At 64.0% G+C, this 14444-nt stretch carries 14 protein-coding genes; 2 read left to right on the plus strand and 12 right to left on the minus strand.

What is annotated here, in order from left to right:
* Nucleotides 1-38 precede the first annotated feature (38 nt).
* The 11 genes from V6B15_RS07515 to V6B15_RS07565 all read right to left on the minus strand — a co-directional run bounded on the left by V6B15_RS07515 (nt 39) and on the right by V6B15_RS07565 (nt 11358).
* On the minus strand, nt 39-2105 hold the full coding sequence (locus tag V6B15_RS07515; protein WP_334200653.1) for an acetyl/propionyl/methylcrotonyl-CoA carboxylase subunit alpha: 2067 nt from the start codon (nt 2103-2105) through the stop codon (nt 39-41).
* Between the two features lie 5 nt (nt 2106-2110).
* Nucleotides 2111-2530 (minus strand): lysozyme inhibitor LprI family protein, encoded by a 420-nt coding sequence (locus V6B15_RS07520; protein WP_334200654.1) that lies wholly within the window; start codon nt 2528-2530, stop codon nt 2111-2113.
* The gene (bioB, locus tag V6B15_RS07525; RefSeq protein ID WP_334200655.1) at nt 2527-3537 is read right to left on the minus strand and encodes a biotin synthase BioB; all 1011 of its coding nucleotides are present in this window, start codon (nt 3535-3537) and stop codon (nt 2527-2529) included. The genes V6B15_RS07520 and bioB overlap by 4 nt, the downstream gene beginning before the upstream one ends.
* On the minus strand, nt 3534-3995 hold the full coding sequence (locus V6B15_RS07530) for a DMT family transporter (protein WP_334200656.1): 462 nt from the start codon (nt 3993-3995) through the stop codon (nt 3534-3536). Before V6B15_RS07530 ends, bioB begins: the two co-directional genes overlap by 4 nt.
* Entirely contained in the window at nt 3995-6154 is a 2160-nt protein-coding gene (gene scpA, locus V6B15_RS07535) for a methylmalonyl-CoA mutase (protein WP_334200657.1), read from the minus strand. Before scpA ends, V6B15_RS07530 begins: the two co-directional genes overlap by 1 nt.
* Before the next feature lie 168 nt (nt 6155-6322).
* Nucleotides 6323-7108 (minus strand): enoyl-CoA hydratase-related protein, encoded by a 786-nt coding sequence (locus V6B15_RS07540; protein ID WP_334200658.1) that lies wholly within the window; start codon nt 7106-7108, stop codon nt 6323-6325.
* 85 nt (nt 7109-7193) lie between these two features.
* Nucleotides 7194-7805: a glutathione S-transferase family protein gene (locus V6B15_RS07545; protein ID WP_334200659.1), complete on the minus strand. Its 612-nt coding sequence runs from the start codon at nt 7803-7805 to the stop codon at nt 7194-7196.
* A gap of 188 nt (nt 7806-7993) precedes the next feature.
* Nucleotides 7994-8443, minus strand: a complete 450-nt coding sequence (gene mce / locus V6B15_RS07550; protein WP_334200660.1) for a methylmalonyl-CoA epimerase — start codon at nt 8441-8443, stop codon at nt 7994-7996.
* A gap of 41 nt (nt 8444-8484) precedes the next feature.
* Nucleotides 8485-9027 carry a hypothetical protein gene (locus tag V6B15_RS07555; RefSeq protein WP_334200661.1) on the minus strand — a complete coding sequence of 181 codons (543 nt, stop codon included), beginning with the start codon at nt 9025-9027 and terminating at the stop codon, nt 8485-8487.
* Between the two features lie 6 nt (nt 9028-9033).
* Nucleotides 9034-10566: an acyl-CoA carboxylase subunit beta gene (locus V6B15_RS07560; protein ID WP_334200662.1), complete on the minus strand. Its 1533-nt coding sequence runs from the start codon at nt 10564-10566 to the stop codon at nt 9034-9036.
* A 54-nt stretch (nt 10567-10620) separates the two neighbouring features.
* Complete coding sequence (locus tag V6B15_RS07565; RefSeq protein ID WP_334200663.1) at nt 10621-11358, minus strand: TlyA family RNA methyltransferase; 738 nt, start codon at nt 11356-11358, stop codon at nt 10621-10623.
* A 46-nt stretch (nt 11359-11404) separates the two neighbouring features.
* Here V6B15_RS07565 and V6B15_RS07570 point away from each other — a divergent pair, with 46 nt between their 5' ends.
* Both V6B15_RS07570 and V6B15_RS07575 read left to right on the plus strand, forming a co-directional pair.
* A complete protein-coding gene (locus V6B15_RS07570) occupies nt 11405-11968 on the plus strand; it encodes a hypothetical protein (protein WP_334200664.1) in 564 nt (187 codons plus the stop codon).
* Nucleotides 11969-12471: 503 nt separating this feature from the next.
* On the plus strand, nt 12472-13554 hold the full coding sequence (locus tag V6B15_RS07575; protein WP_334200665.1) for a branched-chain amino acid aminotransferase: 1083 nt from the start codon (nt 12472-12474) through the stop codon (nt 13552-13554).
* Here the strand turns inward: V6B15_RS07575 and V6B15_RS07580 are convergent, their stop codons facing one another.
* Nucleotides 13555-14442, minus strand: coding sequence for a DMT family transporter (locus tag V6B15_RS07580; protein ID WP_334200666.1), 888 nt, complete (start codon nt 14440-14442; stop codon nt 13555-13557).
* Between the last annotated feature and the right edge of the window lie 2 nt (nt 14443-14444).

Genomic DNA, 14444 nt, shown 5'->3' on the forward strand with positions numbered 1-14444 from the left:
ATTGCGCGTTGATGTGAGAATGCGCCAGTCCCGCCTGCCTATTCGAGCTCGAGAATCACCTCGTCTACTGCAAGGCTGTCGCCCTCCGCAGCGTTGATCTTGCCGACCGTGGCCTGCTTTTCGGCGCGCAGGATGTTTTCCATCTTCATCGCCTCGACCGTGGCGAGTGGCTGGCCGGGATGGACTTCCTCGCCCTCGCCCACATGCAGTTTTACCAGCAGGCCGGGCATCGGGCAGATCAGCATCTTGGACAGATCGGGCGGTGTCTTCTCGATCATATGCGCGGCCAGATCGGCGATCCGCGTCTGCAGGATACGCAAGTGATGCGTCGCGCCGCGCGTGGTCACCGCATAGCCGGTGCGCGTGGATTTGAGCTGGAGCGTATAAGCCTCGACCGGGTCCGCATCCTCATCGGCGCCGGTTTCATACAGCGCGACATCGACCATCGGTTCACCCGGGGTGTACTGCATCTCGATAGTGACCGATTCGCCGTCGACGGTGAGCGCGTTCTCTTCGAGCCGCACCTCATGCGACGTCGAGCCTTCCTCGCGTTCGCCGATCCGCACGGTCCAGTCGCCCGGAGCATAGAGGTCGTCGGACAGCTGGCCCGCGATACGCCGCGCACGGTCGGCATCGGCGGTGGCAACCACCCCGCCCACAGCGGCCAGAACCCTCGTCAGCTGGTCGGACGCGGGCGCGCCGGTGAACCCATCGGGATATTCCTCGGCGATGAAGCCGGTGGTCAGTTCGCCCGAGCGGAAGCGCGGGTGCTGCATGATCGCGCTGAGGAAATCGACATTGTGCCCCAGCCCCTCGATCCGGAAGGCATCGAGCGCCGCGATCTGCAGATCGGCGGCCTCGTCGCGCGTCTCGCCCCAGGTGACCAGCTTGGCAATCATCGGGTCGTAGAACATCGACACTTCGCCGCCTTCGAATACGCCGTCATCGACGCGAACGCCGTCGACGCCGCGGCGGCCATTGGCAGCGCCATCATCGGCCCATGGTTCGACCGGCGGCTGGTACCTTACCAGGCGCCCGGTGGACGGCAGGAAGCCGCGATAGGGATCTTCGGCATAGACGCGGTTCTCGATCGCCCAACCGTCGATTTTGACATCGTCCTGCGTCATCGCCAGCTTCTCGCCTGCCGCGACACGGATCATCTGCTCGACCAGGTCGACACCGGTGATCGCCTCGGTCACCGGATGCTCGACCTGCAAACGGGTGTTCATTTCGAGGAAATAGAAGCTCTCGCCGGTTGCGTCGGCGCCGCTCACGATCAGTTCGACCGTGCCCGCGCTGTGATAACCGACCGCCTGCGACAGCGCGACGCATTGCTCGCCCATCGCCTTGCGCATCTTGGGGGTGACGAAGGGCGACGGGGCTTCTTCAACCACCTTCTGGTGGCGGCGCTGGATCGAGCATTCGCGCTCGTTGAGGTAGATGATGTTGCCGTGCTTGTCGCCGAGGATCTGGATCTCGATGTGGCGCGGATCTTCGATGAACTTCTCGATGAAGACGCGGTCGTCGCCGAAGGAGTTGAGCCCTTCGCGCTGCGTCGCTTCGAAGCCCTCCTCGACATCCTTGTCGTTCCAGGCGAGGCGCATGCCCTTGCCGCCGCCACCCGCGCTGGCCTTCATCATCACCGGATAGCCGATGTCGTTGGCCCATTTGAGCGCGTCTTCGGTGTTCTCGATCGCATCGGGCGATCCGGGAACCGTGTTGACCCCGGCGTCCTTGGCGATGCGCTTGGATTCGATCTTGTCGCCCATCGCGGCGATCGCGTTCACCGGCGGACCGATGAAAGCGATGCCTTCCGCTTCCAGCGCTTCGACGAAGCTCGCGCGTTCGGACAGGAAGCCATAGCCCGGATGCACCGCTTCGGCCCCGGTCTGCTTGGCCGCGGCAATGATCTTGTCCGCCACCAAGTAGCTTTCCGAAGCGGTTGCGGGGCCGATATGCACCGCCTCGTCCGCCATGCGAACGAAGGGTGCGCGGGCATCGGCATCGGAATAGACCGCCACGGTCGCGATACCCATGCGCTTGGCCGTCTTGATGACGCGGCAGGCGATTTCGCCACGATTGGCGATGAGGATTTTCGTGAACATCGGTGTCAGTTCTCCGTTCCGGGCTTCGCTTCGCCGGACATCTGATTGCGCGTCAATTCGCGCAGTTCTTCGGTTCGCCGCTCGGTCAGAGCGGTCATGCAGGTGCTGTGGAGGAGCGGTTGCATCGTTCCCCCGCGCGCATCGTAGCTCGACAGCCGGCAATGCGCGTCGCGGTACGCGATCCAGGCGCGCTGGGCCTCCAGCAGGCTTTCCCAGTAGCCCGGCTGGTCATCCTCGACCGCATAACCGTCCTCGCGCTGCATGACCCCGCGCACTTGCGGCCACAGCGAGTTCAGTTCGGCATCGGCCTGCTCCCATTCCCGATGTGCGCAGATGTTCATCTCGCTTTGCACTTGCGGGTCGGCGCAGTCGGGCATGCCGGCAGCGGCCTGCGCAGTCAGCAACAGGGACGACAGGATGATCATTCGGCCGGCTCGGCCACCTTGCAGGCGCGCATCGGTTCTTCCTGCTGCAGCGCCGTCAGGCCCAGCTTGGCGAACAATGCGGCGTCGGTGTCGTCGCCCGCATTGGGCGCGGTGAGCAGCTTGTCGCCGGTGAAGATCGAATTCGCGCCCGCCATGAAGCACAGCGCCTGCGTGGCCTCGCTCATGCTCTCGCGTCCGGCGGACAGGCGCACCATGCTCATCGGCATGGTGATGCGCGCGACCGCGACGGTACGGACGAATTCGATATCGTCGATCTTGGCGAGCGGCGTGTCGGCCAGCATATCGCCCAGCACCGTACCCTTGACCGGGACCAGCGCGTTGACCGGCACGCTTTCGGGATGGCGTTCCAGCGTGGCGAGCGTGTGGACGAAGCCCACGCGGTCGCTGCGCGTTTCGCCCATGCCGACGATCCCGCCGCTGCACACGTTGATACCCGCATCGCGGACGTTCTGCAGCGTGTCGAGCCTGTCCTCATACTTGCGGCTGGAGATCACCCGCTCGTAATATTCAGGGCCGGTGTCGACATTGTGGTTGTAGTAATCGAGGCCCGCTTCCTTGAGCATGTCCGCCTGTTTCGGCGTCAGCATGCCCAGCGTCATGCAAGTCTCCAGCCCCATCGCGCGCACGCCTTTCACGATCTCGACGATCGCGGGCATGTCGCGATCCTTGGGATTGCGCCAGGCGGCGCCCATGCAGAAGCGCTGCGAACCCGCGTCCTTTGCTTGTGCTGCGGATTGCAGCACTGCGCGCACATCCATCAGCTTGGTCGCCTCGACCCCGCTGTCGGCCTTCACCGACTGCGAACAATAGCCGCAATCTTCCGGGCATCCGCCGGTCTTGATGCTGAGCAGGGTGCACAGCTGGACTTGGCTTGGCGGGTGAAACTCGCGGTGGACGCTCGCGGCCTGGAACAGCAGTTCGGTAAAGGGAAGGTCGAACAGCGCCGCGATCTCGTCGCGAGTCCAGTCTGTGCGGATGTGGGTCATACAGGTTTCCTGGCAAGGTAAAGGCCGAATGCCATGACCGCCAGCCCGAGCGCGCGCTTGGGGGTGATCGCGCTCTGGATGGAGCCAAGCAGGCCGAAATGGTCGATAATCGCCGCGGCGACGATCTGGCCCAGCAGCACGAAGAAGATCGCATTGCCCAGCCCGATACGCGGCGCGGAATAGGCCACCGAAGTGGCGTAGAACAGCATCACAATGGCCCCGATCCACAACCAGGGCCGTTCGAATGTGAAGGTGCTGGCGGCGGGAAACCCGGTGAATACCAGCATCGCAGTGGCGATGACGAAGCCGATCGCGAAGGTCACCGCTGTCGCCGCCACGGGCCCGCCAAGCTGTTGGCCGAGCCCCGCGTTAAGCGCCGCGAAAACCGGAATGCCCAGCCCGGCCGCGAACATCATGGCGGCAAGCGGCAGGAAGGCAGGGGACGAAGATGCGCTCACTACTGTGCCGCCTCGTCCAGATCCTCGCCCGCTGGCGGCATGTTGTGGCCAAGCAACCGCAGCACGTCGGCGGCGCATTCGACGACATTGCTGCCCGGGCCGTAGATGCCCTGCACCCCGGCATCGCGGAGGAAGTCGTAATCCTTCTGCGGGATCACCCCGCCCGCTATCACCTTGATATCGGCCCGGTCGGCATCGCGCAGGTGCCCGATAAGCTCGGGGATCAGCGTCTTGTGTCCCGCGGCAAGGCTGCTGGCGCCGATCGCGTCGACATCGTGTTCAAGCGCCATGGCGCAGGCTTCACCGGGCGTCTGGAACAGCGGGCCAGAGAGGACTTCGAAGCCCATGTCGGTGAACGCGCTGGCAATGACATTGGCGCCGCGGTCGTGCCCGTCCTGGCCCATCTTGGCGACCATCAGCCGGGGCGCGCGCCCGAGCCGGCGTTCGACCGCCTGCACGCCTTCGACGACCTGCTGGTAGCGGTCGTCTTCGGCATAGGCGGCGGCATACACCCCGCGGACCGGCTTGGGGATCGTGTCGTAGCGGCCATAGGCGTCTTCCATCGCCTGGCTGATCTCGCCCAGCGTCGCATCGTGGCGTGCGGCCTCGACCGCCAATGCGAGCAGATTGCCTTCGCGCTGCGCCGCCCCGCGTGCCAGCGTGTCCAGCGCGGCCTTGCAGGCGAATTCATCGCGTTTGGCGCGGACTTCCTGCAGCCGGGCGATCTGGCTCTGGCGCACCGCGTGATTGTCGATATCGAGCGTGTCGATCTCGTCCTCGGTCTCGCGGCGGTACTTGTTGACGCCGACGATCACCGTCTCGCCGCGATCGACGCTCGCCTGCTTGGCCGCGGCGGCGCTTTCGATCGCCGCCTTGGGCTTTCCGCTGGCGACATATTCGGTCATCCCGCCGGCCGCCTCGACCTCGTCGAGCATGGCCTTGGCCTGTTCGACCAGCGCGGCGGTGAGGCTTTCGATGTAATAGCTGCCGCCCAGTGGATCGGCGACATTGGTGATGCCGGTCTCCTCCTGGATCACCAGCTGCGTGTTGCGCGCGATGCGGGCGCTGAAATCGGTTGGCAGCGCGATCGCCTCGTCCAGCGCGTTGGTGTGCAGCGACTGCGTTCCGCCCAGCACCGCCGCCATTGCTTCCACAGTGGTGCGGATGACGTTGTTGTAGGGGTCCTGCTCCTGCAGGCTGACGCCGCTGGTCTGGCAATGCGTGCGCAGCATCTTCGACTTGGGGTTCTGCGCCCCCAGCCCTTCCATGACATCGTGCCACAGCGCGCGCGCGGCGCGCATCTTGGCGATCTCCATGAAGAAGTTCATGCCGATGCCCCAGAAGAAGGACAGGCGCGGCGCGAAGGCATCGATATCGAGCCCCGCTTCCATCGCGCGCTTGGCGTATTCCTTGCCGTCGGCGATGGTGAAGGCCAGTTCCTGCACCGCCGTCGCCCCGGCTTCGTGCATGTGATAGCCCGAAATCGAAATGCTGTTGAATTTCGGCATGTTGGCCGAAGTATATGCGATGATGTCCGAAACGATCCGCATGCTCGGTTCGGGCGGGTAGATATAGGTGTTGCGGACCATGAACTCCTTGAGGATGTCGTTCTGGATGGTCCCGGCGAGCTTGTCCTGACTCACGCCCTGCCGCTCCGCCGCGACGATGTAGAACGCCAGTACGGGGATGACCGCGCCGTTCATCGTCATCGAGACGCTCATCGTGTCGAGCGGGATCTGGTCGAACAGGATTTCCATGTCGCGCACGGTATCGATCGCGACGCCCGCCTTGCCGACATCGCCGACCACGCGGCTGTGATCGCTGTCATAGCCGCGGTGCGTGGCGAGATCGAATGCGACCGACAGGCCCTTCTGCCCCGCCGCGAGGTTGCGGCGGTAGAAGGCGTTCGATTCCTCTGCCGTGGAGAAGCCCGCATATTGGCGGATGGTCCACGGGCGCCCGGTGTACATCGAGGCATAGGGCCCGCGCGTAAACGGCGCGATCCCCGGCACACCGGGATCGACCAGCGCGGCGGTGTCCTGCGACGTATACAGCGGCTTTACCGCGATCCCCTCGGGCGTGTGCCACGTGAGATCGCGCCCCTTCACTTCCTTGTCGGCGAGGGGCTTCCAGTCGTCATAAGTCGGCTTGTCGGTCATGCACGGTCCTAAACCACAATCGTATGCACAGGAAAAGAGCGGGCTCTCGTATCTGAGGCCAACCTTCCACGTCACCCCCGCGAAGGCGGGGGTCCAGATAACCTTGCTATCGATAGCCAAGGTAGATGGATTCCCGCCTTCGCGGGAATGACGATGGTCGGGATGGCGCTACTCGCCCTTGAAGTCCGGCTTGCGCTTCTGGAGGAAGGCCATGCCGCCTTCCATCGCGTCCTTGCTCGCGCCCGCCAGACGCTGGCCCTCGGCTTCCGCCAGCAGCACCTCGGTGATGGTGCCGTCCAGCGCGGTGGCGATGTTCTTCTTCATCGTGGCGTAGGCCAGCGTCGGACCATTGGCGAGCTTGTGCGCTAGCGCCCGGGCTTCGCCGATCAGCGCGTCGTCATCGCAGGCCTTGTAGATCAGGCCCCAGTCCTCGGCCTGGTTCGCGCCGATCTTCTCGCCCAGCATCATCATCCGTGTGGCGCGGGCGCGTCCGATCGCGCGGCTGAGCAGCCAGGTCGATCCACCATCGGGGACAAGGCCGATATTAACAAAGGCCTGGAGGAAATAGGCGCTCTTGCCCGCGAACACGAAGTCGCCCGCCAGCGCGAGGCTGCAGCCCACGCCCGCGGCGGGGCCGTTGACCGCGCATATCACGGGGACAGGTGCGCGCAGCACCTGGTTGATCGCCGGATTGTAGTGGTTCTGCAGCGCACGGTGGCTGCCGCCCTTGTTCTGCAGCGCGCTGCCCTCGCCCCGCGCGGCGAGATCGGCGCCCGAGCAGAAACCCTTGCCCGCGCCGGTGATCAGCACAGCGCGGCTGTCGTCCAGATCGTAGAAAGCCGCGCCGATTTCATCCGCCATCTGCGGCGGCATCGCGTTCAGCCGGTCGGGCCGGTTGAGCGTGATGGTGGTCAGCGGGCCGTCTTTCTCGACGATGATGGTTTCGTAGCTCACGCGTCTCTCCCAAAGGTTTCTTTTCGCTACCGACCTTGGCTGCGATGGCGCCCGCGTGCAAGAGCCTTGCGTAGCGGGCCGGAATTCAGGCGGCCGCGCTGGGCCGTGCCGATACCCGCTCGTGCCATGCCGCCAGCGCCGCGCATTCACCGGGCATTTCGAGCCCGACGAACTTGGCGAAATCGAGTGTGGTCAGCAGCAGGATATCCGCCGCGGAGAAAGCGTCGCCGGCGAGGTAGTCGCGCGCTTTCAGCGATTCGTCGAAGAAGCGCATCGCCTCGGCCACGCGCGGCCGGTTGGCCTCGCCCCATTCCGCATTGCGCCCCGGCAGCGCGGCGGTGAAGGGATGCGTGTGGACCCAAACCGCACCGACCGGCGGCATGAGGATCATCTCGACCCGGCGGCACCACATCTCGATTTCCGCAATTTCGCGCGCGGTGGTGCCGAACAGCGGCGGCTCGGGATGCTCGGCCTCGAGATAGCGCATGATCGCGACGCTTTCGGCGATCACCGTTCCGTCATCGAGCTCGAGGATCGGCGTCTGCCCACGCGGGTTCTTCGCGACGAAGTCCTCCGCCTTCTGCTCGCGCTTGGGGATCGACACTTCCTTGCTCGGCAGCTCGATGCCCTTCTCGGCGGCGAAGATACGCACGCGGCGCGGATTGGGCGCCGGGTTGGGACTGTCGTAGAATAGCATTTTCTCTCCCTCGTCATCCCAGCGAAAGCTGGGATCGCTTGCGGTGTCGCGCCATCCCCTCACCCGTCATCCCCGCGAAGGCGGGGATCCAGATAACGGTCGTTCAGTCTCGCCAGGTCAACTGGACCCCCGCCTCCGCGGGGGTGACGGAAGAGGCTGGTGGCACGCCATTCCAACCTCCACACCCCTCAGTTCGACCAGTGCGCATCGTCCTTTGGCGTTTCCATGATCTCGGTCAGCTGGCCCATCATGTCCTTGGGGTGGAGGAAGAAGATCGGCGTGCCGTGCGCACCAATCCGCGTGGGACCGAGGATACGCTTACCCATATCCTCGAACCACTTACGCGCGTCCTCGATGTCCTCGACCTCGTAGCAGACATGGTGCTGCCCCCCGGCGGGGTTCTTGGCGAGGAAACCGGTCAGCGTGGACTCCTCGCCAAACGGCTCGATCAGCTCGATCTGCGTGCCATTGGTCCCGTTCTCGCCCGGCGTATCGACGAAGCAGACCGTCACGCCCTGCTCCTCCAGGTCGAAGGGTTCATGCGTGATTCTCGCGCCCATGACATCGCGATAATAGCGCAGCGATTCCGCAATCGAGGGCGTGGCAACGCCGATATGGTTGAGACGGCCGAGTTTCATTTCTTCTCCTTTAGTCTCATATATCGCAGAAGCGACTTTTCTTAGGCACTCTTCTTGCAGTTCAATTTCTCGAGGGCGGATTCTGCAGCAGTCTGGAATAACTCGCATAATTTCTTCCGCTCTTCTTCCGAATAACCCTCATCGCCATCGAAAACTGCGTCGACATCACAGTTATCGGACAGGGCGTTCAACCAGAAATGGGCCTCTGAAATCCTGACGTCATCAAATTCAAACTTGGCAGTCAGTGCTCGAGCGCGGCGAAATTGGGCTACAACAGGTTTAACAGACGAACGACCATTGGGTTGTGGTGTAGTGGCTTTACGCTTTCCCACTTTGCACATCGCCAACAAGTCCTTCAGCGTCGTCTCAACCATCTCAACGCGTTTTCGAGAGTCGTACTCTTCTTTCAGGAAGAATAGTGCGATTGCCCCAGAGACAGTGATTAATGACCCGACCATCGCACCAAGAAAACGAGCGCCATCCTCAGGTCCAAAGGACACTGGCCCCGCTGCTACAATCCCTGCGGCCATACCAAGGCCGAAGCCAAGATATGTTAGGGGGTTCTTGAGAACTGGTTTGATCATGGACAACTACAACGGAATATTATCATGCTTCTTCCACGGGTTCTCGAGCTGCTTCGTCCGCAGCTTCCTGAGCCCCAGGGCGATCCGCTTGCGGGTCGAGTGCGGGTAGATCACCTCGTCGATATAGCCGCGGCTTGCCGCCACGAAGGGATTGGCGAAGCGGTCTTCGTATTCCTTCGTCTTCTCGGCGATCTTGTCGGGATTGTCGCGGTCCTGGCGGAAGATAATCTCCACCGCGCCCTTGGCGCCCATCACCGCGATCTCGGCGGTCGGCCAGGCGTAGTTGAAGTCGCCGCGCAAATGCTTGGAAGCCATCACGTCATAGGCGCCGCCATAGGCCTTGCGCGTGATCACGGTGATCTTGGGCACGGTCGCCTCGGCATAGGCGAACAATAGCTTCGCGCCGTGCTTGATGATGCCGTTGTGTTCCTGGCTGGTGCCGGGAAGGAAGCCGGGCACGTCGACGAAGGTCAGGATCGGGATTTCGAAGGCATCGCAGAAGCGCACGAAGCGCGCGGCCTTCTTCGAACTGTTGATGTCGAGCACGCCCGCGAGCACCATCGGCTGGTTCGCGACCACGCCCACCGTGCGCCCCTCGACCCGGCCGAAGCCGCAGATGATGTTTGCGGCATGGCCCGGCTGCACTTCGAAGAAATCGCCTTCGTCCAGCGTCTTACGGATGACTTCATGCATGTCGTAAGGCTGGTTGGCATTGTCGGGGATCAGCGTGTCGAGGCTCGGCTCCTCGCGGTCCCAGGCGTCGCTCGTGGGGCGCTCGGGGACGTCCTCGCGGTTGGACAGCGGCAGGTAATCGAAGAAATCGCGCGTCGCGAGCAGCGTCTCGATATCGTTCTCGAAGCTGTTGTCCGCCACGCTGGTCTTGGTCGTATGCGTCTTCGCGCCGCCTAGTTCCTCCTGCGTGACGACTTCATTGGTCACCGTCTTCACCACGTCGGGGCCGGTGACGAACATGTAGCTACTGTCTTCAACCATGAAGATGAAGTCGGTCATCGCCGGGCTGTAGACCGCCCCGCCCGCGCACGGCCCCATGATCAGGCTGATCTGCGGCACCACGCCGCTGGCGAGCACGTTGCGCTGGAACACCTCGGCATAGCCGCCGAGGCTGGCAACGCCTTCCTGGATGCGCGCGCCGCCGCTGTCGTTGAGGCCGATCACCGGCGCACCGACCTTCATCGCGGTGTCCATCACCTTGCAGATCTTCTCCGCGTGGCGTTTCGACAGCGAGCCGCCGAAGACGGTGAAATCCTGGCTGAAGACATAGACCAGCCGGCCGTTGATCGTGCCCGACCCGGTGACCACGCCGTCGCCGGGGATCTTCTGGTCCTGCATGCCGAAATCGACGCAGTCATGTTCGACATAGGTGTCGAGTTCCTCGAAGCTGCCTTCGTCGAGCAGAATGTCGAGCCGTTCGCGCGCGGTCAGCTTGCCCTTGGCGTGCTGCGCGTCAATCCGCTTCTGCCCGCCGCCCATCTTGGCGGCATCGCGGCGGCGTTCCATTTCGGCGATATTGGCGGACATGCTCTCTCCGTGAATAGGTTTTGATGTGCGACTAGTGCCAAGCGAGGCGCAAGGTCAATCGCGCGGCGCGCTTCTCTCGGCGCTGATGAGGAACTCGACATTGCCTTCGGGCCCGGTGATCGGGCTTTGGGCGATGCCCTGTACGGTAAAGCCCAGTCCTTCGATCCAGTCGCGCACTTCGTCGCAAACGCGGCGGTGCAGTGCGGGGTCGCTGACCACGCCCTTCTTGCCCACTTCCTCGCGCCCGACCTCGAATTGCGGCTTGATCAGCGCGACGAGGCGGCACTGCGGGGCCGCGAGCTGGAGCGGACGTTCGAGTACCTTGGCCAGCCCGATGAAGCTGGCATCGCACACCACCCAGTCGCAGGGCCGTTCGATCATGTCCGGCGTGAGGATGCGCGCGCTGGTCTGTTCGAGCACGGTGACGCGCTCGTCCTGCCGCAGTTTCCAGGCCAGTTGGTTGGTCCCGCTGTCGACCGCAAAGACATGCTCCGCCCCGCCCTGCAGCAATACGTCGGTGAAGCCGCCGGTCGAACTGCCGATGTCCATTGCCACCGCGCCGCGCGGGTCAAGGTCGAAATGTTCGATCGCATGCGCCAGCTTGATCCCGCCGCGCGACACCCAGGGGTGATCGCGCCCGCGCACGTCGAGCGGTGCATCCTCTGGCAGCTGCTGTCCCGGCTTGGCCAGTTTCTGTTCACCGCTGAACACCAGCCCCGCCATGACCAGCGCCTGCGCGCGCGTCCGGCTCTCCACGAGCCCGCGGTCCACCAGCATTTGATCGAGGCGCATCTTTTTCGGCATTGGAAACATGCGCGTTAGCGATCATTGTGCAGGCATGAAACCGATCTATTTGCATCTGGGTGGCGCGCTGGCGCTGAGCTTCACCATCGCGGCCTGCGTGCCCGCTCCGCAGCCGACGCCCGCGCCCACGCCCGCTCCGACGCCAGTTGCGACTACACCGCCAGCGCCGCCCCCGATGCCCGCACCCGCCCCGGCAGAGAATTGGATCGACCGCCCGCAGACCGCCGGCAACTGGACCTATTCGGACCTCGGGGAGAATGCGCTCGCGCAATTCGTCGATAGCGGCGGCGCGCCTGCTTTCTCCTTACTGTGCCTCGCCTCCGATGGGCAGGTCGGGCTGGTGCGGACTGCCATGTCGGGCGGCGCAGGCCAGATGATCATCCGGACCGAAACCGCCGACCGCGCTCTGCCCGCCCGCGCCTTCACCCCCGACAGTGCCGGGCGACCCCGATCGATCGCCTATATCGACGCGCGCGATCCGCTTCTCGATGCGATGGCGCTGACGCGCGGGCGATTCGCTGTGGAGACTTCGGGCTTATCCACACTTTACCTTCCGGCCTGGGCCGAGGTGACGCGCGTGATCGAGGAATGCCGCTGAGCGGAGTCGCAGGATCGGCCGCCTCCGGCATGAGCGCGGCGAGCAGGCACAAAAATGGCCCGGAAACCGATCCGGGCCAGAAACGCCAATTCTGACGTGGGAAAACTTTTTTACAAGGGTTGTTTTAACCCTCTGGAAGACTCAAATATATCCACAAGATCAGCGGCGAAACGCGGTCTTGTTCCCCGGAGACGGGGTACTTTGGCTCTAAACAGCGCGAAAGGAGGTGATCCGATGTCTCATGGTTCAGCAGAGAGGTCGGCAAGTTTCCGCGCGGAGCACTATCGGTAAAACCAAACCCTTAGAGGCTTCGTGAGCGGCACTTCCCGCCGCTGACCATGCGAAGGGCAGTTCCACCTATGTGCGTGGGGCTGCCCTTCTCATTGTGTCGGGGCCAAACCGGACCGGTTTCCCGCCTTCGCCGCATCCCTCGGTTTTGCCGGTGACAGACGCCCATCAGACTCATCCTTGCCTCGCGCGCGCCTTCCGATTACCCGCGCTGCATGGATTTCGAGCATCTTCCCCACCCCGCCCCCGTCCCCGGCGAAACCCGCCAGCAGGCGCTTCTCGACCCCGGTTTCGGCAAGCTGTTCACCGATCACATGGTCGTGATCGATTACGATGCCGACAAGGGCGGGTGGTACAAGGCGACGCTGGGCGCGCGCGAGCCGATCAGCCTCGATCCGGCGGCGGCCGTGCTGCATTACGCGCAGGAAATCTTCGAAGGGATGAAAGCCTACAAGCAGGAAGACGGCTCGCTTGCGCTCTTCCGGCCCGAGCAGAACGCGCGCCGCTTCAATGAAAGCGCGCGGCGGATGGCGATGCCCGAACTGCCCGAAGAACTGTTTCTCGAATCGATCCGCCAGCTGGTCACCCGCGATCGCGACTGGGTGCCGACGATTGCCGATGGCGCGCTCTACCTGCGGCCCTTCATGTTCGCTTCCGAAGCCTTTCTCGGCGTACGGCCCGCGCGGCAGTACAAATATGTGCTGATCGCATCGCCCGTCGGCGGCTATTTCAAGGCGGGCGCGCAATCGGTGAAGATCTGGGTCAGCCGCAATTACACACGCGCTGCGCCCGGCGGCACCGGCGCGGCCAAGACAGGCGGGAATTATGCCGCCAGCCTGGTCCCGCAGGCCGAAGGCATCGAGAATGGGTGCGACCAGGTCGTCTTCCTCGATGCGGTCGAAAAGAAATGGGTCGAGGAACTGGGCGGGATGAACCTGTTCTTCGTGTTCGACGACGGCAGCGTGATCACCCCGCCGCTGACGGGGACGATCCTGCCCGGTATCACCCGCGACAGCCTGATCCAGTTGCTGCGCGAAGAAGGCCTGCAGGTGCGCGAGGAGCCTTACAGCATCGATCAGTGGCGCGTGGACGCCACCACGGGTCGCCTGCTCGAGACGATGGCCTGCGGCACCGCCGCAGTGGTCACCGCGGTCGGCACGGTACTTGGCCCCGACGGCGAATTCACCATCGGCAGCGGGGGCACCGGCCAGATGACCAACAAGCTGCGCGAAAAGCTGGTGGGCATCCAGAAGGGCGCGGTCGAGGACACCCACGGCTGGACGATGAAGCTCGACTGATCAGAACCGCGGGCGGACCAGAAACCGGCGCGTGAAGGTTTCGCTTGGCCGCAGCACGATGATGGCGACGCCGGCCAGCGCAATGCCGCCGCCGACGATCAGCCGCCCGCCGATCGCGTCCCCCGTCAGCCACGCGCCGAAGACGATGGTCAGGATCGGCGTGAACAGCGTCAGCGGTACGATCAGATTGGCATCGTATTCGCGCAGCATCCGGTAATAGGCGGTATGCGCGCCGACCGAGACCACGATTGCGGCGAAGATCAGGCACGCGGCCAGCTTCCACGGTGACGTGGCGAGCGATGCGACCTGCCCGGTTTCCATCACCGCGGTCAGCGGCAAGAGCACCGCGACCGAGGCGAGCGCCGCCCATGCCTGCAAACGGATCGATGACAGGTCGAGCCGTTTAACGAAGACCGTGCCGAGCGCTCCCACGACCGCGGAAATGAATACCAGCAACAGGCCGGTGCTGGTCTCCATCTGGTTCTCGCCCGCCATGGCGAACAAGACACCGCCGAACGCCAGCCCGATCCCGAGCCCGCGGCGCCAGCGGATACGCTCGCCCAGGAACAGGATCGCGAACAGCACCGTCATCGGCGCGCCGGTCAGGCTGACGACCCCGGCAGCCGAGGGACTGGCCGTGACCAGTCCCATGAACAGCAGCGCGAAGGACCCTCCGCTGATCGCCAGACCGATGAGCAGCACACGCCCGAGATTTTCGGGAAGCGGACGCAGCAGCGGGATGAGGACGATCGCCACGATCAGCGAGCGCAGCAGCGCATAGAACAGCGGCGGCGAAGCAAGATCGACGATCGCCACCTTGCTGACGACGATATTGAGTGCCCAGACGATGTTGCACATCATCATGATCAGCAAGGCCCGCGCCGACATGG

The sequence above is a fragment of the Qipengyuania sp. Mu-71 genome (genome assembly GCF_036867055.1).
GTDB lineage: Bacteria > Pseudomonadota > Alphaproteobacteria > Sphingomonadales > Sphingomonadaceae > Qipengyuania > Qipengyuania profunda.

What these genes read in the sequence shown, in the direction of transcription:
- V6B15_RS07570 (WP_334200664.1), top strand. Translation starts at nt 11,405, where the DNA reads ATGAAACCGATCTATTTGCATCTGGGTGGCGCGCTGGCGCTGAGCTTC.
- scpA (WP_334200657.1), bottom strand. Translation starts at nt 6,154, where the DNA reads ATGACCGACAAGCCGACTTATGACGACTGGAAGCCCCTCGCCGACAAG.
- V6B15_RS07560 (WP_334200662.1), bottom strand. Translation starts at nt 10,566, where the DNA reads ATGTCCGCCAATATCGCCGAAATGGAACGCCGCCGCGATGCCGCCAAG.
- V6B15_RS07565 (WP_334200663.1), bottom strand. Translation starts at nt 11,358, where the DNA reads ATGCGCCTCGATCAAATGCTGGTGGACCGCGGGCTCGTGGAGAGCCGG.
- V6B15_RS07555 (WP_334200661.1), bottom strand. Translation starts at nt 9,027, where the DNA reads ATGATCAAACCAGTTCTCAAGAACCCCCTAACATATCTTGGCTTCGGC.
- V6B15_RS07575 (WP_334200665.1), top strand. Translation starts at nt 12,472, where the DNA reads ATGGATTTCGAGCATCTTCCCCACCCCGCCCCCGTCCCCGGCGAAACC.
- V6B15_RS07545 (WP_334200659.1), bottom strand. Translation starts at nt 7,805, where the DNA reads ATGCTATTCTACGACAGTCCCAACCCGGCGCCCAATCCGCGCCGCGTG.
- mce (WP_334200660.1), bottom strand. Translation starts at nt 8,443, where the DNA reads ATGAAACTCGGCCGTCTCAACCATATCGGCGTTGCCACGCCCTCGATT.
- bioB (WP_334200655.1), bottom strand. Translation starts at nt 3,537, where the DNA reads ATGACCCACATCCGCACAGACTGGACTCGCGACGAGATCGCGGCGCTG.
- V6B15_RS07520 (WP_334200654.1), bottom strand. Translation starts at nt 2,530, where the DNA reads ATGATCATCCTGTCGTCCCTGTTGCTGACTGCGCAGGCCGCTGCCGGC.
- V6B15_RS07515 (WP_334200653.1), bottom strand. Translation starts at nt 2,105, where the DNA reads ATGTTCACGAAAATCCTCATCGCCAATCGTGGCGAAATCGCCTGCCGC.
- V6B15_RS07580 (WP_334200666.1), bottom strand. Translation starts at nt 14,442, where the DNA reads ATGTCGGCGCGGGCCTTGCTGATCATGATGATGTGCAACATCGTCTGG.